We start from the raw sequence: 14,955 nt of genomic DNA on the forward strand, positions 1-14,955 counted from the left end.
TATTTTTTGTTAATAATAAACTTTCTGTTGGTATATTATATATAATTATATTATGTTTAAAATTAATCAAAAATTTTAATTATAAATGGCAGGAAATTAAGCATGGAAAACCTTAGTGTTGGCGAAATAATAACAAAATTTAATTTAACAATTTTATATATTAATCCCAAAATTCCAATTGAAAAAAGAATTATTACTAATATTGGTACTAATCGTGGTGGTTTAGAGTTAACAGGATTTAAAACTAAACAAATCTCACGTAGTCGTCGTATAATTTTATTAAGCAGTAAAGAAAGCGAATATATTTCTTCTTTACCAAAAACAGAATTTAAGAACCATTTTAGTAATATTTTAGAAGATCATATTCCTGCTATTTTTGTAACACCTAATTTTAAATTTAAAAAAGAATTATGTGACTGTGCTAAAGCGATTAATTCAACAGTTCCAATTATTGAAGTATTATTTTTTACTTCTGAATTTGCAGCAACAGTTTCTACGTATATTGTTGAACGTTTATCTGAATCTAAACGTTTACATGGTACTCTAGTAAATATTTTTGGTTATGGTGTCCTAATTACAGGTGAAAGTGGTATTGGTAAATCAGAAACAACATTAGATTTATTACGTAATGGGCACTTATTTGTTGGCGATGATAGTATTGATATTTTAAAAGTCAACAATAAAATTGTAGGAAAAGTTAATCCGATTATTAAAAATTTAATTGAAATTAGAGGAATAGGTATCCTAGATATTACCAAAATGTATGGATATCATGTTATAATGCATGAGAGTCAAGTAAATTTAATTATTAATTTAATTAGAATTGAAAATGATGGTTGAACTAAAGTTGATCGACTTGGTGATCATAATAACTTTGATGTTTTTTTTGAAATTAAAGTGCCTAAAATAATTATTCCTGTTAGTCCAGGAAGAAATTTAGCTGATTTAATTGAAGCAGCAGTTATTAGTTTAAAGTTAAAAGATGAAGGTCAAGACGCTACTGCTAGTTTTCAAAAACAAATAATTAGAAATTTAACAAAAAAGAAATAATTTAATTATTAAATTATCAAAAAGGAAAAAATATGATTAATGATGAAGGATACAATAGTTTAATTACCGATATTCCGGGAACGGGAATTCATATTTATTCAGTATTAATGGCAATAGGTTTTTTAACTGCTGTCATTGCTTCATGAATAAAATTATATCGTCGTAATATTCCAACTAAAACTTTAGAATGAGGAACATTAGTTATTGCATTAGCAGGATTAATAGGAGCAAGAGCATGATATGTTCTTAATAAGACTAGCACAATTGAAAATGCACTTGATGTAGTTGCCGTTTGAAGAGGTGGTATGGCAATTGAAGGAGGCGTTACAGTTGGAATGATAGTAGGGTTCTTTATTTTTTATCGTACTTCAAAACAGTTACAAATTTCAATGTGAGTTTTTATTGATTGTATTGTTCCAAATATTTTATTAGGTCAAGCGATTGGTAGATGAGGTAATTTTTTTAATCAAGAATTACTAGGAACTGATGTTGGTCATCCTTTCAGTTGATTACCAACATGAATAAATAATCATTTACATTATGGTTTTAATAGCGATAAACCAGATCCTGTTGCTGTTTATCGTCAACCTTTATTTTTATATGAGTCATTATCTTCATTATTTGGTTGATTCTTTTTAACGTTTTTTGTACCAAAAACAGGACAAATATTTAGTAAAAAACCATGAAAATTAGATTCTTCGCAATTTATTTCGCCTTTAAAGGCTAATCCAATTGTTGGAAAAGATTTTTTAAAACCTTGAACGGTTATTAAAAAAATTCATGGATATCGTAAATTTAAATATGAAAGTTGAAAACAAGCATATTTTGATTTTACACCCAATAAGAATAGTGTTAAAAGTGTTGAAAAAATACCTTGAAAAGATGTTAAAACACATTCAAAAGTTAAATCAAAGATAAAAAAATGATATTTAAAGATTAAATATAATATGCAACCACATTCTAAATCTTTAAATACTATGTATAATCCTAATAATTATCGAGTAACGTATGCAGGAGTATCAGGTAGTTTATACTTTGTCTTTTATGGTATTATTAGAATGATTTTAGAACCACTTCGTGATAATAGAGACATTATGAAAATAGCCAATGTTTCAACTTCAATGATAGTTTCTGGAATGTGAATTATTTTAGGTGTTATTTTAGTAATATTTGCACAAATTATTGCACCATCAAGATTTCGTAAAGGAGAATGATTATATGAAAAATCATACTAGTAAAGAAAATAAATATGATTATGATTTAGTAGTTATTGGTGGTGGTCCAGCAGGAATGACAGCTGCTATTTATGCACAAAGAGCAAATCTTAAAACTGTGATTATTGAAAAATATATTCTTGGTGGAAAAATGATTAAAACTTCTGAAATTGAAAATTATCCAGGTTATGATTATATTTTAGGGCCTGAATTATCAGAAAAAATGCAAAAGCAAGTTGAGAAACTACAAGTTGAATTTGTTACTGATGAGGTTATTAAAATTACAGATAGTGAAAATCATAAAATTAAAACAGTCCTTTTAAGTAGTGGTGATGTTCTTATTGCTAAAGGAGTAATTATAGCTACTGGTTCATTAGAACGTAAAATTGGTGTTCCTGGTGAAGAAGAATATGCTAATCGTGGTGTTTCTTATTGTGCTGTTTGTGATGGTGCTTTATTTAAGAATAAAATTATTAGTGTAGTTGGCGGTGGTTATGCTGCTTGTGAAGAAACTTTATATTTAACAAGATTTACTAATAAAGTTAATCTTATTCATCGTCGTGATCAATTTCGTGCTGATGATAAAACCGTTAATAAAGTTAAAAATAATGAAAATATTAATTTAATAACTGATCATGTTGTATTAAAAGTATTAGGTACTGAGGATAAGAAAAAAGTAGGTAAATTAGAAATTCAAAATATTAAAACTAAGGAAATTAGTGAAATTACTACTGATGCCTTATTTCCTTATATTGGTTCTGATCCTGTTACAAAATTTGTTAAAGATTTAGATATTTGTGATAGCAATGGTTATATTATAGTTAATGATAAGTGTCAAACTAAAATCCCAGGATTATATGCAGCTGGTGATGTAATTGCTAAAAATTTAAGACAAATAGTAACTGCTGTTAACGATGGAGCGATTGCAGCACAATATTTAATAAATTTTATTGATAATTTTAATGAATAAAGTGTACAATTGAGGTGATAGTAATGATATCATTTACAACAAGTGTAAAAGATGAAATCTGTCAAAAAAATTTTAAAAATTGTTGTCAGAAATCTTTGCTATCAGCATATTCGCTTATTAATGGTAAGATTACAAATTCAGATAAAATAAATAATGAGATTATTATTCATAGTTTTCATAACAAAAGCACTAGGTTAATATATAAATTTTTAAAAAATCAATATAAAGACGTAAAATTGATAGTTATGGTGGATGTTTTAAATAAATTTGAGCGTCCAAAGGTGTATAATATTCGTATTAATAATAAAATTGATTTTATTATTAATGATTTAATGCTTCAAGATAAATATCTTTTTATTGAGAAAGAAGCTATGCACCAGCATATAATAAAAGAGCATTGTGTAAGAGCGTATATCGCAGGAATCTTCCTTGTAGTTGGCAGTATCAATTCTCCTTCAACACCTAACTACCATTTGGAATTACAATTTCATAATGATATGTTGGCTAAAAAAATTAAAAATATTTTATTACAAATTTTTAAATTAAACTTTAAAACAATAAAACGTCGTAATAAAACGGTGCTTTATCTAAAAAAATCTAATGTAATTTCTGACTTTTTAAAAATAATTGATTGTCCACAAGCAGTTTTCGCTTTTGAAGATAAACGCATTTCACGAGAATTATTTAATAATATTAATCGTTTTAATAATATTGATATTTCTAATCAACAAAAAATTTTAAATGCTGGAGACCAGCAAGTTATAATGATTTCTGTTTTAAAGGAAAAAAAACTTTTCAAAGCGTTGTCATTAAAAGCTGAAATTATTTCAAATTTAAGATTAAAAAATCCTGAAGCATCACTTTCAGAATTGGGTGAACTTTACTATCAAGAAACCGGTTTTGTCATTACTAAGTCTGGGGTTAATCATTTAATTCGCGAAATTAAGAAAAAGTATCAAGAAACATTGTAAGTTAATAATAAAAAGTATAAGAGGAGGCCATACAATGAAAAAGAAAGAAATTTTAAGCAAAGGTCGTCAAGATTTATTGAATGCTTTTGGAAAACGAATGAAAACTTTACGTAATCAAAAAGGTAGAAAATTTTCACAAGAGAAACTTGGAGAAGCAAGCGGCCTACATCGTAATTATATTTCTGATGCTGAAAGAGGAACAAGAAACGTATCTTTAGTTGCAATCTTAAAAATAATTAATGGGTTGGATTCATCTATTAGTGAGTTTTTTGCTGTAGGGTTTGATAATATTGATACTTCAAATTTATATGACACATTTAGTGTTGAATAAAATCAATTTAATACACTTTTAGTAGTACTTTATAAATAAGTACTACTTTTTTATTATTTTATTTTTTATTAAAAATAAATTTGAGAAAAGTATTAGTACTTTTTATAAAATTAATTGATATTCACTAGTAATTTTTTATCTTAATGAAGATTATGAAAATTATTAACTTTATATTAGGAATAATTAATCATTAAAATGTTATAATTTAATTATTGATTATCATTAAGGAGTTATTATGACAATAGAAAATACAGAAGTTGAAATTGAAAATGTTACTACTAATGTTAATAATGCTAAAAAAGAACCTTATCAATTAAGTAGTATTATTTCACCTATATTTGGTCTTAATCATCAAAAAATAACTACGATTCCAATTAATATTAAAAAAGCCGATAGTAGTTCTAGCACTATTGAGCAATATGTTGATAAAAAAACTAAAGAAAATATTTTTCGTGAAAAAGAAGTAGCGTATAATAATTCTAGTAATTTTGATAATACTAGAATTGCACAAATTAAAAAAAATAGAGAACAACAAATATATGATAGTTTACCATCGCGCTATCTAGAGTTTCGCGATAAAATATTTAAAGAAACTACATCTATTAATTACAATAATGCAAGTAATAATAACGATACAGTTATTACAACTATTGATTTGTTAGTTGATGATATTTTAGATGAAAATAAATAGGAGATGCTATGAATAATATAATAAAATCCAATATTATTGACGAATTAAAATGACGTAATATCTTAAAAGATATTAGTAGCATAGATAAAGTAATTAATGCAGGAAAATTAGGAAAAGGAATATATTGTGGTTTTGATCCAAGTAATGATTCATTACATTTGGGTAATTTACTACAAATTATTTTATTGCATCGTTTTGCTATATTTGGTTTTCAACCAATTGCTGTTATTGGTGGTACAACGGCAATGATTGGTGATCCAAGTGGTAAAAATAAAGAACGTAATTTATTAGATGAAAATGTGTTACAAACTAATGTTAGAAAAATAAAAGAGCAGTTAGTGACATTATTAAGTTATGAAAATATTGATAATTTAACATCATTAGAATTAATTAAAACATGTAATTTATTAAATGATAAAGAATATGAAACATTAGAGATGATTATTAAAAGTATTAATCCAAATAATCAATATCAACAAACTTTAAGTAGTATTTTAAAAACATTGCCCTTACCTTGAGAAGAATTAGGATTATCAGCATCATTACTAAAAACTTTATATGAAATTTGTAATTTTGATCAAAAGTGAATTACTATGAAAAGTGATTTAAATAATTTTTCCTTTAAACAATTGTTAAATTATTGTGATAGTTATGTAGAAACTTGAATTACATTTTTAAAATTACCATTGGGAACATTAAACAATAAAATTAAGCCAATTAAAATTATTAATAATCAAACATGATTAGGTCCACTAACAATTACAACTTTTTTGCGTGATATTGGTAAGCATTTTAATGTTAATCAAATGTTAGGCAAAGAAATGATTGCTAATCGTTTAAATTCTGGAATTTCTTATACTGAATTTTCTTATATGGTATTACAAGCGTATGATTTTTATAATTTATATGAAAAAGAGCAATGTTATATTCAATCTGGTGGTAGTGATCAATGAGGAAATATTACTTCCGGTTTAGATTTAATTAGAAAACAAAAAGGTGATGAACATCATGCTGCTGGTATTACTATTAATTTATTAACTAAATCTAATGGTGAAAAATTTGGTAAAAGCGAAAAAGGTGCTATATTTTTAAATAGTGAAAAAACTTCACCTTATGAGTTATATCAATTTTTATTTAATCAAGAAGATAAAGATTTGCCTACTTTTTTTAATTCTTTAACTTTATTTAGTGAAGAACAAATAGCAAAAATTTTAGTAATTCATAACAGTGATGTTAAGCAACATTATGGACAAAAGATTTTAGCAGCTTTATTAACAGTATTTATTCATAAATTAAATGGATATTTTAGTGCTATTAATATTACTAATGCTTTTTTCCACGACCGGATTCATCAAATGAAATCATCTGAGATTTTACAGGTTTTAAAAGATGTACCACATTTTAATCTTAATCATAATGAACAAATAATTGATTTTTTAGTTAATAATCAAATTTGTAATTCAAAAAGAATAGCAAGAGAACTAATTATGCAAGGTTCAATTGTTGTTAATGGTGAAAAAATTACCAATATAAATTTTCTTATTAGTAAAAAAAACGCAATTAATAATCAAGTAACAGTTATTAAAAAAGGTAAGCGTCATTATTTTATAGTTGTTCATAAATAAGGAAGGGTATTTAAATATGATATTTATTAATGTTTCTCCATTATTATGGGATATTATTATTTTTGCTATTATTATTTTTGGTATTATTACTGGTTTTTTTATTGGGGGAAGAGCATTAACATTTATTAGCGCTGGTAATTTACTTAGTATTGGTTTAATGTTGGCATTTAAACCAATGTTAATAGATTCTTTTAAAAATATGGTATCACCATGGTTTAGTGACCTTAGCGGTAGTTTTGCTTCATTTAAGAATTTATTAACTGATAATATTGGATTTTTGATATATGCTATTGTTTGAATTATTGGTATTAATATTTTATTTTGAATAATCTATATTATTTTATATTTTGTACTTTTTAATAAAAATAAAATTGAACACAAAGCAATAAATGCTACAGCAGGAATTTTAATTAATTTTATTAGAATGAGTATTTTAGGTAGTATCATAATAATTATGATGGGTACTAGTGTTTTCGGTAATAAAATATTAAGTTATGGTGTTATTAAAAATGAAATACCAACAACTTCTGTTACTCATAAAATATTTAGTAGTATTGATAATAATCTTCCTTTTTAAAATGTTAATGTAGCAGACATTAACACTGTTATTGATTTATATCAAAATAGTGAAACATTAAAGCAGAGTATAAATGAATTAAAAAATAATACAACTTATGAGGAATGTTACAGTACTGTTGAAAATGAACATCTAGAATAAAGTAGACACAGAATTGTAACCTTTGTGTTAAAAATACTTTAAGGAAGGTGTTCATTTTTTTATGGCTAAATGACTATCAAAAGAAGAAAAGTTAAAAATAATAAAAATAAGTAAAATTAAAACAATTGATAAAACCGCATTAGAGTATGGTATTGGTCGATCATCAATAAAAGAATGAATTAAAGCATATAAATTATTAGGTGAAAAAGGTTTAGAATATGGCAATGGAATTCGTGCTAAAAAAAACCAAAAGAACAGGTCGACCCAAATCTTTAAATTTTAATGAAATGACAAAACAAGAATTAATTGAATATATTGAGGCAATGAACGATATAAAAAAGTATTTAGAAAAATCGACAAAAAAGAAGAAATATTTTGTGATTTTCTCATTGAAGAAAAAATATCAGATTAGTTATTTATGTTGATTATTAAATGTTTCAAAATCAGGATATTATAAGTGAATTAAGAATGGAATGAATGAATTTAATAAATGAGATACATTTTTAGCTAATATAATTAAAAATATTTTTTATGAATTTCAAGAAATTTATGGTTATAAAATGATAACTTTATGAATTAACAAAATTTATAATTTAAAATTAAAATTTCATATTGTATATAGATATATGAAAAATATGAGTTTAAAAGCTAAGGTTCGCATAAAAAAATTTGATTATAGAACTAAATCAGGAAGTTTAAGATATGATAATTTATTAAAACGTGATTTTTCAACTACTAATTTAAATGAAAAATTAGGTACTGATATAACTTATTTATTAACTAATGGTAAAACATATTATTTATCAATTGTTAAAGATTTTCATAATAATGAAATATTAGATTATAAAATAAGTGCAAGTTTAGACATGACATTTGTTGTCCAAAACATTATCCAAGCTTGAGTTAATGCTCAAAAACCTACTTCATGAATTTTACAATCAGATCAAGGATTTCACTATACAAATCCTTCTTATAAAATTTTATGTGATGAATTAAAAATAAAAATTTCAATGTCTAGAAGAGGTAATTCCTGTGATAATGGTGCTACTGAAACTTGATTTGGAACAATGAAAACAGAATTTCTATATCAAATTCCAAGAAAAAATAGAACTATTGAATGAATACAAGACAACTTACCTAAATATATTTACTTTTATAATAATTATCGACCTCAAATAAAATTAAAAGGAATGAGTCCAATCAAATATCGATTAGCTCATTCCAAACCAACAAATAATTACTTCATACCTATAAATTTAACACTTACAAACGCTATTTTATAAAATTTAATAAAAGGTTACTTTTATTGTCTACTTTTCTTGACAAGTTCACAGATGTTGGTTTACAAATACCACCAATAATTTCACTTAAAGTTGATTTACCACTACCATTTGCACCAATGATTCCAATTCGATCACCGGGATTAATAGTTAAATTAACTTTATCTAAGGCTACTTTATTTTTATATTCCTTTGTTAGATTCAAAATTTCTACTAGTGGCCGAGATTTATCTATTTTTTTCTTATTTTGTTCATTATTTTCCATATATAATACCTCCTGCATTAGATTGTACTATAATTAAGTGTTAAAAAGCAATTATTGAAATTTGTAACAATAAAATTAACAGTATTAATTCTAAATATTTTGGAAAAATATTTTTTAATTTTTGTTTTTCATGTATATATAATATAGATTTGAAAATAGTGATTATGTAGTATAGCAATTTAACATATGCTTTAAATCAACATTTATGAATTCAAATCCCATTTAATTATAAAATCATATACTATTAATGATTACTTTTGTTGTTTTATAAATAAAAGTTATTATATTGTATAATTAATTATATTTGAGAAATTAGATAGAAACTCAGGAGAAACCATTGTGGAAAATTTAGTAAGTGAAGAAGTAATTGAAGAAACGTATTCAAAAATTAAAGATAAAATTTGTAAGACAAGTTTGATAAAAGCAGATAAACTTTCTTCATTTTCTGGTAATAATATATTTTTAAAGTTAGAAAATTTACAAAAAACAGGTAGTTTTAAAATTAGAGGAGCTTTAAATAAAATTCTTAATTTATCAAAGGAACAGCAAGCAAAGGGTTTAATTGCTGCTAGTGCTGGTAATCATGCACAAGGAGTCGCTTTAGCAGCTTCAAGTTTAAATTTAGTATCCAAGATAGTTATGCCTGTAACAGCACCACTAGCCAAAATTGCCGCTACTAAAGAATTTGGTGGTGCTAAATGTACTGTTAAACTTTGTGGTAATATGTTTGATGATGCAATGTCTGAAGCATTAAGACTTGAAAAAGAAGAAGGGTTAACGTTAGTTCATCCATATGATGATAATTTTGTTATTGCTGGTCAAGGTACAATTGGTTTAGAAATATATGAGCAAATGAATGCAATGGGTAAAGAAATTGATTATTGTTTAGTTCCAATTGGTGGAGGAGGACTTTTAAGTGGTATTTCAATTTATTTAAAAAGTAAAAATCCAAATATTAAATTTATTGGGATTGAGGCACAAAATGTTGATTCTTATAATCAAGCTTTAAAACAAGGAAAACCATTTAAAATTCAAGGTAAAAGTTCAATTGCTGATGGAATTGCTGTTAAACAAACAGGAGAATTAACATTTAATATTTTAAAGAAAAATGTTGATAAAGTTGTTACTGTTAGCGAAGAAGAAATTGCGCAAGCAATGTTATTTTTATTAGAAAAATGTAAAATTGTAACTGAAGGTAGTGGCGCTGTTAGTGTTGCTGCTATTCTTTCTGGTAAATTAGATAAAATCATTGGTAAAGATAAAAATGTTGTTTGTGTAATTAGTGGTGGTAATGTTGATATTACTACATTAGGAACAATTATTAATAGCGCCTTAATTAGTTCACATCGACGAGTTCCTTTTTCAGTTAACGGTAAAATTAATAATAGTACTATTAACGAAATTATTAATATTATTACTAAAAATGGTGCCTCTATTTATAAAATTCACAGTACATTTGATCGTAATAAATTAGATATTAGTAATTTTAGTATTTTTATAGTTATGGATACATCAGATGAATTTCAAAAAAATAAAATTTTTGCTGAGATTAGAGCATCAAGTTCTAACTTTACATTATTAGCTAAATAGTTTTTAAATTTGGTATTTTATTAAAACAAAAATTTAGTTTAAAAATATCAATTATATTTTAAAAAGAGACACTTTTAATAGTGTATCTTTTTAAAATAAATTATAGTTATTTTGCTTTTGCTAATTTAGTCATAATTTTAGATTTTTGACGAGCAGCTTTATTAATGTGATAAATGCCTTTAACAACAGCTTTATCAATTAAACTACATACTTCATTAACAAGTACTGCAGCATTTTCTGCTTTGTTTTTTATTGATATTTCAGCTTTTTTTAAAGCAGTTTTAACTTTAGATTTATAACTTTTATTAATTTCATTTCTTTTTTGGTTTGTTTTAATTCTTTTAATTTGTGATGCAATGTTAGCCATTTTTTCTCCTTTTTTGTTTTGAACATGTTTTATAGATTAATTACAACAAAAATAATTATAACAAAAATCATAAATGTTGTATAATATTTTTTATTTTTTCAGTATAATTAATGTGTTAGCTTTTTTTTAATAGTATATTTTATTTTTTTTACACTTTTAATGTAAATTATTTGTTTAAAAACTTTAATGATAAATGTAGGTGTGGTAAATAAATGAGTTACTATTTTCGTAACCCTTATCAATTTTCTTACCATAGTATTGGTAGGATTAGAACAAGATTAAAATTGCAAGACTTAAATGATATCCAATTACGTGAATATTGTTTAAAATTGATTAATGAGTCTTATGATATTGAAGAGACAAAAAGTTTTAAATATATTAGAGTAAATAAAACACATCTTTATTTTGTAATTAAAAAAGATGTTAATTTAATTTTAACAATTTCACCGATGAGTCCAACTAAACTATTAGCAGTAATCGAGGAAAATTTATAAATCAAAAAAGAGGAATAAAAAATGGGAAATTTATCTAGTCAATGATGAATGTTAGCGCTTATAGGAGTAGTTTTAATAATTTTTATTTTTACAACCATTTCAGGAAAAAAGAAGAAAAAAGAAGAGAAAAAACAACGTCAAAAAGAAGTAAAAAATATTATTAAATCCTTTATGCGTGATGAATTAAAATTGCAACATAAAACAGTAGAATTTGAACAAGTAGTTTCACGTAGTAGTAAAGAATATCGCTATCGTGATGTTTTTGATGTAATTGTAAAATTATATGATTCTAAGAAAAATGATTTATTTGCAACTAAAGCATTTGAGGTAGAAGGGTTTACTAAACAATTATCAAAGAAAGAATTTGAAACAATTTGAAAAGTAAATTGTGAATTAGATTTAGAAGAAACACTTAAGAAAATTGAAATGTCAAAAAAACGTAGTGGTAAAATTAAAATAAAAAGAAAGACAGCAGAAGAAAAAGCAGCAATTAAAAAAGAAAATGAAGCTGTTAAACTTGCAATTGAAGAAGAACGTTTACAAAATAAAGAAAATAAAAAACGTGCTAAAAATTTAGAAAAACCTAAAATTGCAATTCATGATAAATTTTCTGGATGAAAAGATAAATAAATCTTTATTTTAAAGTAGGCAATTGGGTGATATGTAATGAAAATTTATAAAGATGATTATAAGCATTTCCGTATTTGTCGAAAACTTTCGTGATTTTTAAATGCAAAAAATTATGCTTTAGCTAAGCATTTAATTGAAGAGAAAAAGATAATAAATTTTGTTGAACTAACGCATACTAAAACAAGTAGTAAATTTAAATCTAATTTAATTACTATTTCTGATTTAGACGATGATACATTTGAAAATAATTATAATGAAGAAGATGATTCTGAATTTTATCTTGGTGAAACAATTGCAGACGGTATTGAAACTGGGCACTATGCTCAAGAATATTTTATTTTAAAATATTCTTGTTTTAATTTTGAGTCTGAACTGGGTAGTAATGTTATAGAAATTATTAATAATAAAGAGTATGATGTTTTATTTGAACCAAGATTTGAATATCAGGGTTGTGTTACTAAGTGTGATATTTTAAAGCGAAATAATGATGGTTGGGATTTAATTGAAGTAAAAGCAGTAACTTGAGTTAAAGAAGAACATATGTGAGATTTACTTTATCAGTATGATATTTTAACCAAATGTGGAATTAAAGTAGTTAATACTTATATTATGTATTTAAATAATAATTATGTTAAGAAAGAAAAAATAGATTTAAATGAATTATTTATTGTTAATGGATCAACTTGGCAAAAAAGTCCAAATACTAAAAAAAGTTTTAGTCTTTTTGAATCAATTCAAGATGAAATTTTAAATAATAATTTGAAATTACAATATGAAAATATTAAGAATATTATTAAAATTAGTGATATTGACGAAATAGTTAAATTATTAACTTTACCTTATTGTCATGAAAATAGTAATCAATTTTGTCCTCATATTTTTAAATATTTTTCTATTCATAATACTATTTTTGAATTATATCGTTTAAGAAAAACTAAGAAAGCATTGTGATATTATGAAGAAGATTTCTTAGAAATTAATGATGAAAGATTATTACCATTTTTAACAAAGTCTAATTTACATTTAAGACAATATGATGTAATTAAAAATGGTGAAAAATTAATTGATGGCAATAAATTTGTTGATTTAAAAATTGAATACAAAAACTACCAATATCCAATTTATATGTATGATTTTGAGACTATGAAATCTGCAATACCTAAGTTTAAAAATAGTAAACCATATCAACAAATTCCTTTTCAATATTCTGTCCATGTATTATTAGCACCAGATTTTGATTTTAAAACTTATAAATCAATTAAACATTATGAATTTTTAGCAGATGGCAATGATGATCCAAGAGAAATGTTAACAAAAAAATTATGTCATGATTTAATTAATATTCATGGTAAGGGTACGTATGTTGCTTATAATCAATCATTTGAGAAATCTGTTCTTAAAAAATTAGCTTATTATTACCCTCAATATAAAAATAAATTATCATTAATTCATGATGGTACTATTGATTTACAAGATTTTTTTAAAGAATTTAAAATTTATAAAGAACAGTTTTATGGTTCTCTTTCAATTAAAAAAACTTTACCAGCATTTGAACCTTCCTTTTCTTATGAAGGATTAGTTATTAAAAAAGGAGATATGGCATCAGAAGTTTTTCGTAGAAGAGTTGAAAATAACATTAGTTTAACTAATTGAATTCATAATTTTCGTGAAAATATGTTAAAATATTGTGCTCAAGATACTTTAGGTATGGTAGTATTATTCTGACATGTAAAAAATATTATTGAAATGTACAAAGCAAAAATTGAGGGCGAAAATTATGAAAAAATTTAAAATTTTATTTATGGGTTCTTCTTTTTTTTCTGAAAATATTTTAAAAACATTGTTATTAACAATGAAAAATGAAATTGAAATAGTTGGTGTTGTTTGTCAGCCAGATCGTAAAATTGGTCGTAAACAAGAAGTTGTTCCTTTAGCAATTAAACAATTGGCACAAGAATATCAAATCCCTGTTTTCCAACCCGAAAATATTATTAAAAGTTTAAAAGATTTACAATTATTAAATATTGATGTTATTCTTACTTGTGCTTATGGTCAATTTTTACCAAAAGCAATTTTAAATTTACCAAAATATAAATGTTTAAATATTCATGCTTCATTATTACCATCATTGCGTGGTGGTGCCCCTATTCAATGAGCAATTATTAATGGATTACAAACTACTGGTATTACATTAATGAAAATGGTAAGTAAAATGGATGCAGGAGCAATTTATGTTCAAGAACAAGTTTCAATTGGTATTGAGGATACATATACTTCTTTAGTTAATAAGTTGATAACTTTAGCACAAAATATGTTAATAAAATATTTATTAAAAATCATTAATAATGAAATTGAAGAACAAGAACAAGATGAAAATAAAGTAACTTTTGGTTTAAATATTAAAAGAAGTGATGAAAAAATTAATTGAAATCTTTCAGCACAATTAATTTCATGTCATGTTCGTGGATTGTATAATACACCAATTGCTTATACTACGTTGAATGATAATATATACAAAATTCATCAAGTAGCAGTAACTAATGAATTATCAAATGCTCTGCCAGGAACAATTGTTGCAATAAATAAATTAGGTATTATTGTTGCCACTAAAACTAATAACATAGTAATTAAAGTTATTCAACCAGCAGGTAAAAAAGAAATTATAGCAGCTTGTTACTATGGTTCTAAAATTAATCCAATTACAATTGGTTTTATCTTTAAATAGTAAAAAAATAACTAATATTTTTTGGTAATCTAGG

The 14,955-nt window shown here is 24.4% G+C and carries 18 protein-coding genes; 15 read left to right on the top strand and 3 right to left on the bottom strand.

Going from position 1 to position 14,955, the window contains the following annotated elements:
• Window positions 1-102: 102 nt before the first annotated feature.
• From hprK to ACQH20_RS06305, 8 genes are all read left to right on the top strand, one after another.
• The gene (gene hprK / locus ACQH20_RS06270; protein WP_338987795.1) at window positions 103-1,050 is read left to right on the top strand and encodes an HPr(Ser) kinase/phosphatase; all 948 of its coding nucleotides are present in this window, start codon (window positions 103-105) and stop codon (window positions 1,048-1,050) included.
• Window positions 1,051-1,082: 32 nt separating this feature from the next.
• A complete protein-coding gene (locus ACQH20_RS06275) occupies window positions 1,083-2,285 on the top strand; it encodes a prolipoprotein diacylglyceryl transferase (RefSeq protein WP_425376895.1) in 1,203 nt (400 codons plus the stop codon).
• Window positions 2,269-3,234, top strand: a complete 966-nt coding sequence (trxB, locus tag ACQH20_RS06280; protein WP_425376896.1) for a thioredoxin-disulfide reductase — start codon at window positions 2,269-2,271, stop codon at window positions 3,232-3,234. Before ACQH20_RS06275 ends, trxB begins: the two co-directional genes overlap by 17 nt.
• Window positions 3,235-3,257: 23 nt before the next feature.
• Window positions 3,258-4,205 (top strand): DNA-binding protein WhiA, encoded by a 948-nt coding sequence (gene whiA, locus ACQH20_RS06285; protein WP_425376897.1) that lies wholly within the window; start codon window positions 3,258-3,260, stop codon window positions 4,203-4,205.
• A 34-nt stretch (window positions 4,206-4,239) separates the two neighbouring features.
• Entirely contained in the window at window positions 4,240-4,536 is a 297-nt protein-coding gene (locus ACQH20_RS06290) for a helix-turn-helix domain-containing protein (protein WP_252319896.1), read from the top strand.
• A gap of 235 nt (window positions 4,537-4,771) precedes the next feature.
• The gene (locus tag ACQH20_RS06295) at window positions 4,772-5,227 is read left to right on the top strand and encodes a hypothetical protein (RefSeq protein ID WP_425376898.1); all 456 of its coding nucleotides are present in this window, start codon (window positions 4,772-4,774) and stop codon (window positions 5,225-5,227) included.
• A gap of 8 nt (window positions 5,228-5,235) precedes the next feature.
• Window positions 5,236-6,852: a tyrosine--tRNA ligase gene (gene tyrS, locus ACQH20_RS06300; protein WP_425376899.1), complete on the top strand. Its 1,617-nt coding sequence runs from the start codon at window positions 5,236-5,238 to the stop codon at window positions 6,850-6,852.
• Window positions 6,853-6,868: 16 nt separating this feature from the next.
• Entirely contained in the window at window positions 6,869-7,429 is a 561-nt protein-coding gene (locus tag ACQH20_RS06305; RefSeq protein WP_425376900.1) for a hypothetical protein, read from the top strand.
• Between the two features lie 28 nt (window positions 7,430-7,457).
• Here the strand turns inward: ACQH20_RS06305 and ACQH20_RS06310 are convergent, their stop codons facing one another.
• A complete protein-coding gene (locus tag ACQH20_RS06310; RefSeq protein WP_425376901.1) occupies window positions 7,458-7,625 on the bottom strand; it encodes a hypothetical protein in 168 nt (55 codons plus the stop codon).
• A gap of 6 nt (window positions 7,626-7,631) precedes the next feature.
• Between ACQH20_RS06310 and ACQH20_RS06315 the strand changes: the two genes are divergently transcribed.
• Both ACQH20_RS06315 and ACQH20_RS06320 read left to right on the top strand, forming a co-directional pair.
• Window positions 7,632-7,853 (top strand): helix-turn-helix domain-containing protein, encoded by a 222-nt coding sequence (locus ACQH20_RS06315; RefSeq protein WP_425376615.1) that lies wholly within the window; start codon window positions 7,632-7,634, stop codon window positions 7,851-7,853.
• Complete coding sequence (locus ACQH20_RS06320; protein ID WP_425376902.1) at window positions 7,795-8,853, top strand: IS3 family transposase; 1,059 nt, start codon at window positions 7,795-7,797, stop codon at window positions 8,851-8,853. The genes ACQH20_RS06315 and ACQH20_RS06320 overlap by 59 nt, the downstream gene beginning before the upstream one ends.
• On the opposite strand, the gene ACQH20_RS06325 is transcribed toward ACQH20_RS06320, so the two are convergent.
• Window positions 8,843-9,115, bottom strand: a complete 273-nt coding sequence (locus tag ACQH20_RS06325) for an ATP-binding cassette domain-containing protein (protein ID WP_425376903.1) — start codon at window positions 9,113-9,115, stop codon at window positions 8,843-8,845. The two genes, ACQH20_RS06320 and ACQH20_RS06325, sit on opposite strands and share 11 nt — an antisense overlap.
• A 339-nt stretch (window positions 9,116-9,454) precedes the next feature.
• On the opposite strand from ACQH20_RS06325, the gene ilvA reads away from it, so the two are divergent.
• Window positions 9,455-10,705, top strand: a complete 1,251-nt coding sequence (ilvA, locus tag ACQH20_RS06330) for a threonine ammonia-lyase (RefSeq protein ID WP_425376904.1) — start codon at window positions 9,455-9,457, stop codon at window positions 10,703-10,705.
• A 106-nt stretch (window positions 10,706-10,811) separates the two neighbouring features.
• Here ilvA and rpsT read toward each other — a convergent pair whose 3' ends face one another.
• Window positions 10,812-11,072, bottom strand: a complete 261-nt coding sequence (gene rpsT, locus ACQH20_RS06335) for a 30S ribosomal protein S20 (RefSeq protein ID WP_252320564.1) — start codon at window positions 11,070-11,072, stop codon at window positions 10,812-10,814.
• Window positions 11,073-11,284: 212 nt separating this feature from the next.
• On the opposite strand from rpsT, the gene ACQH20_RS06340 reads away from it, so the two are divergent.
• Genes ACQH20_RS06340 through fmt form a run of 4 tightly spaced genes read left to right on the top strand, consistent with a single transcriptional unit; the run spans window position 11,285 to window position 14,921 of the window.
• On the top strand, window positions 11,285-11,566 hold the full coding sequence (locus ACQH20_RS06340) for a hypothetical protein (RefSeq protein ID WP_174480491.1): 282 nt from the start codon (window positions 11,285-11,287) through the stop codon (window positions 11,564-11,566).
• A gap of 21 nt (window positions 11,567-11,587) precedes the next feature.
• Window positions 11,588-12,196: a hypothetical protein gene (locus ACQH20_RS06345; protein WP_425376905.1), complete on the top strand. Its 609-nt coding sequence runs from the start codon at window positions 11,588-11,590 to the stop codon at window positions 12,194-12,196.
• A gap of 36 nt (window positions 12,197-12,232) precedes the next feature.
• On the top strand, window positions 12,233-13,987 hold the full coding sequence (locus tag ACQH20_RS06350) for a DUF2779 domain-containing protein (RefSeq protein WP_425376906.1): 1,755 nt from the start codon (window positions 12,233-12,235) through the stop codon (window positions 13,985-13,987).
• Window positions 13,974-14,921, top strand: a complete 948-nt coding sequence (gene fmt, locus ACQH20_RS06355; RefSeq protein ID WP_425376907.1) for a methionyl-tRNA formyltransferase — start codon at window positions 13,974-13,976, stop codon at window positions 14,919-14,921. The genes ACQH20_RS06350 and fmt overlap by 14 nt, the downstream gene beginning before the upstream one ends.
• Window positions 14,922-14,955: the final 34 nt, after the last annotated feature.

Origin of the sequence: Spiroplasma endosymbiont of Aleiodes alternator (assembly GCF_964031135.1) — a bacterium.
GTDB lineage: Bacteria > Bacillota_I > Bacilli_A > Mycoplasmatales > VBWQ01 > Spiroplasma_E.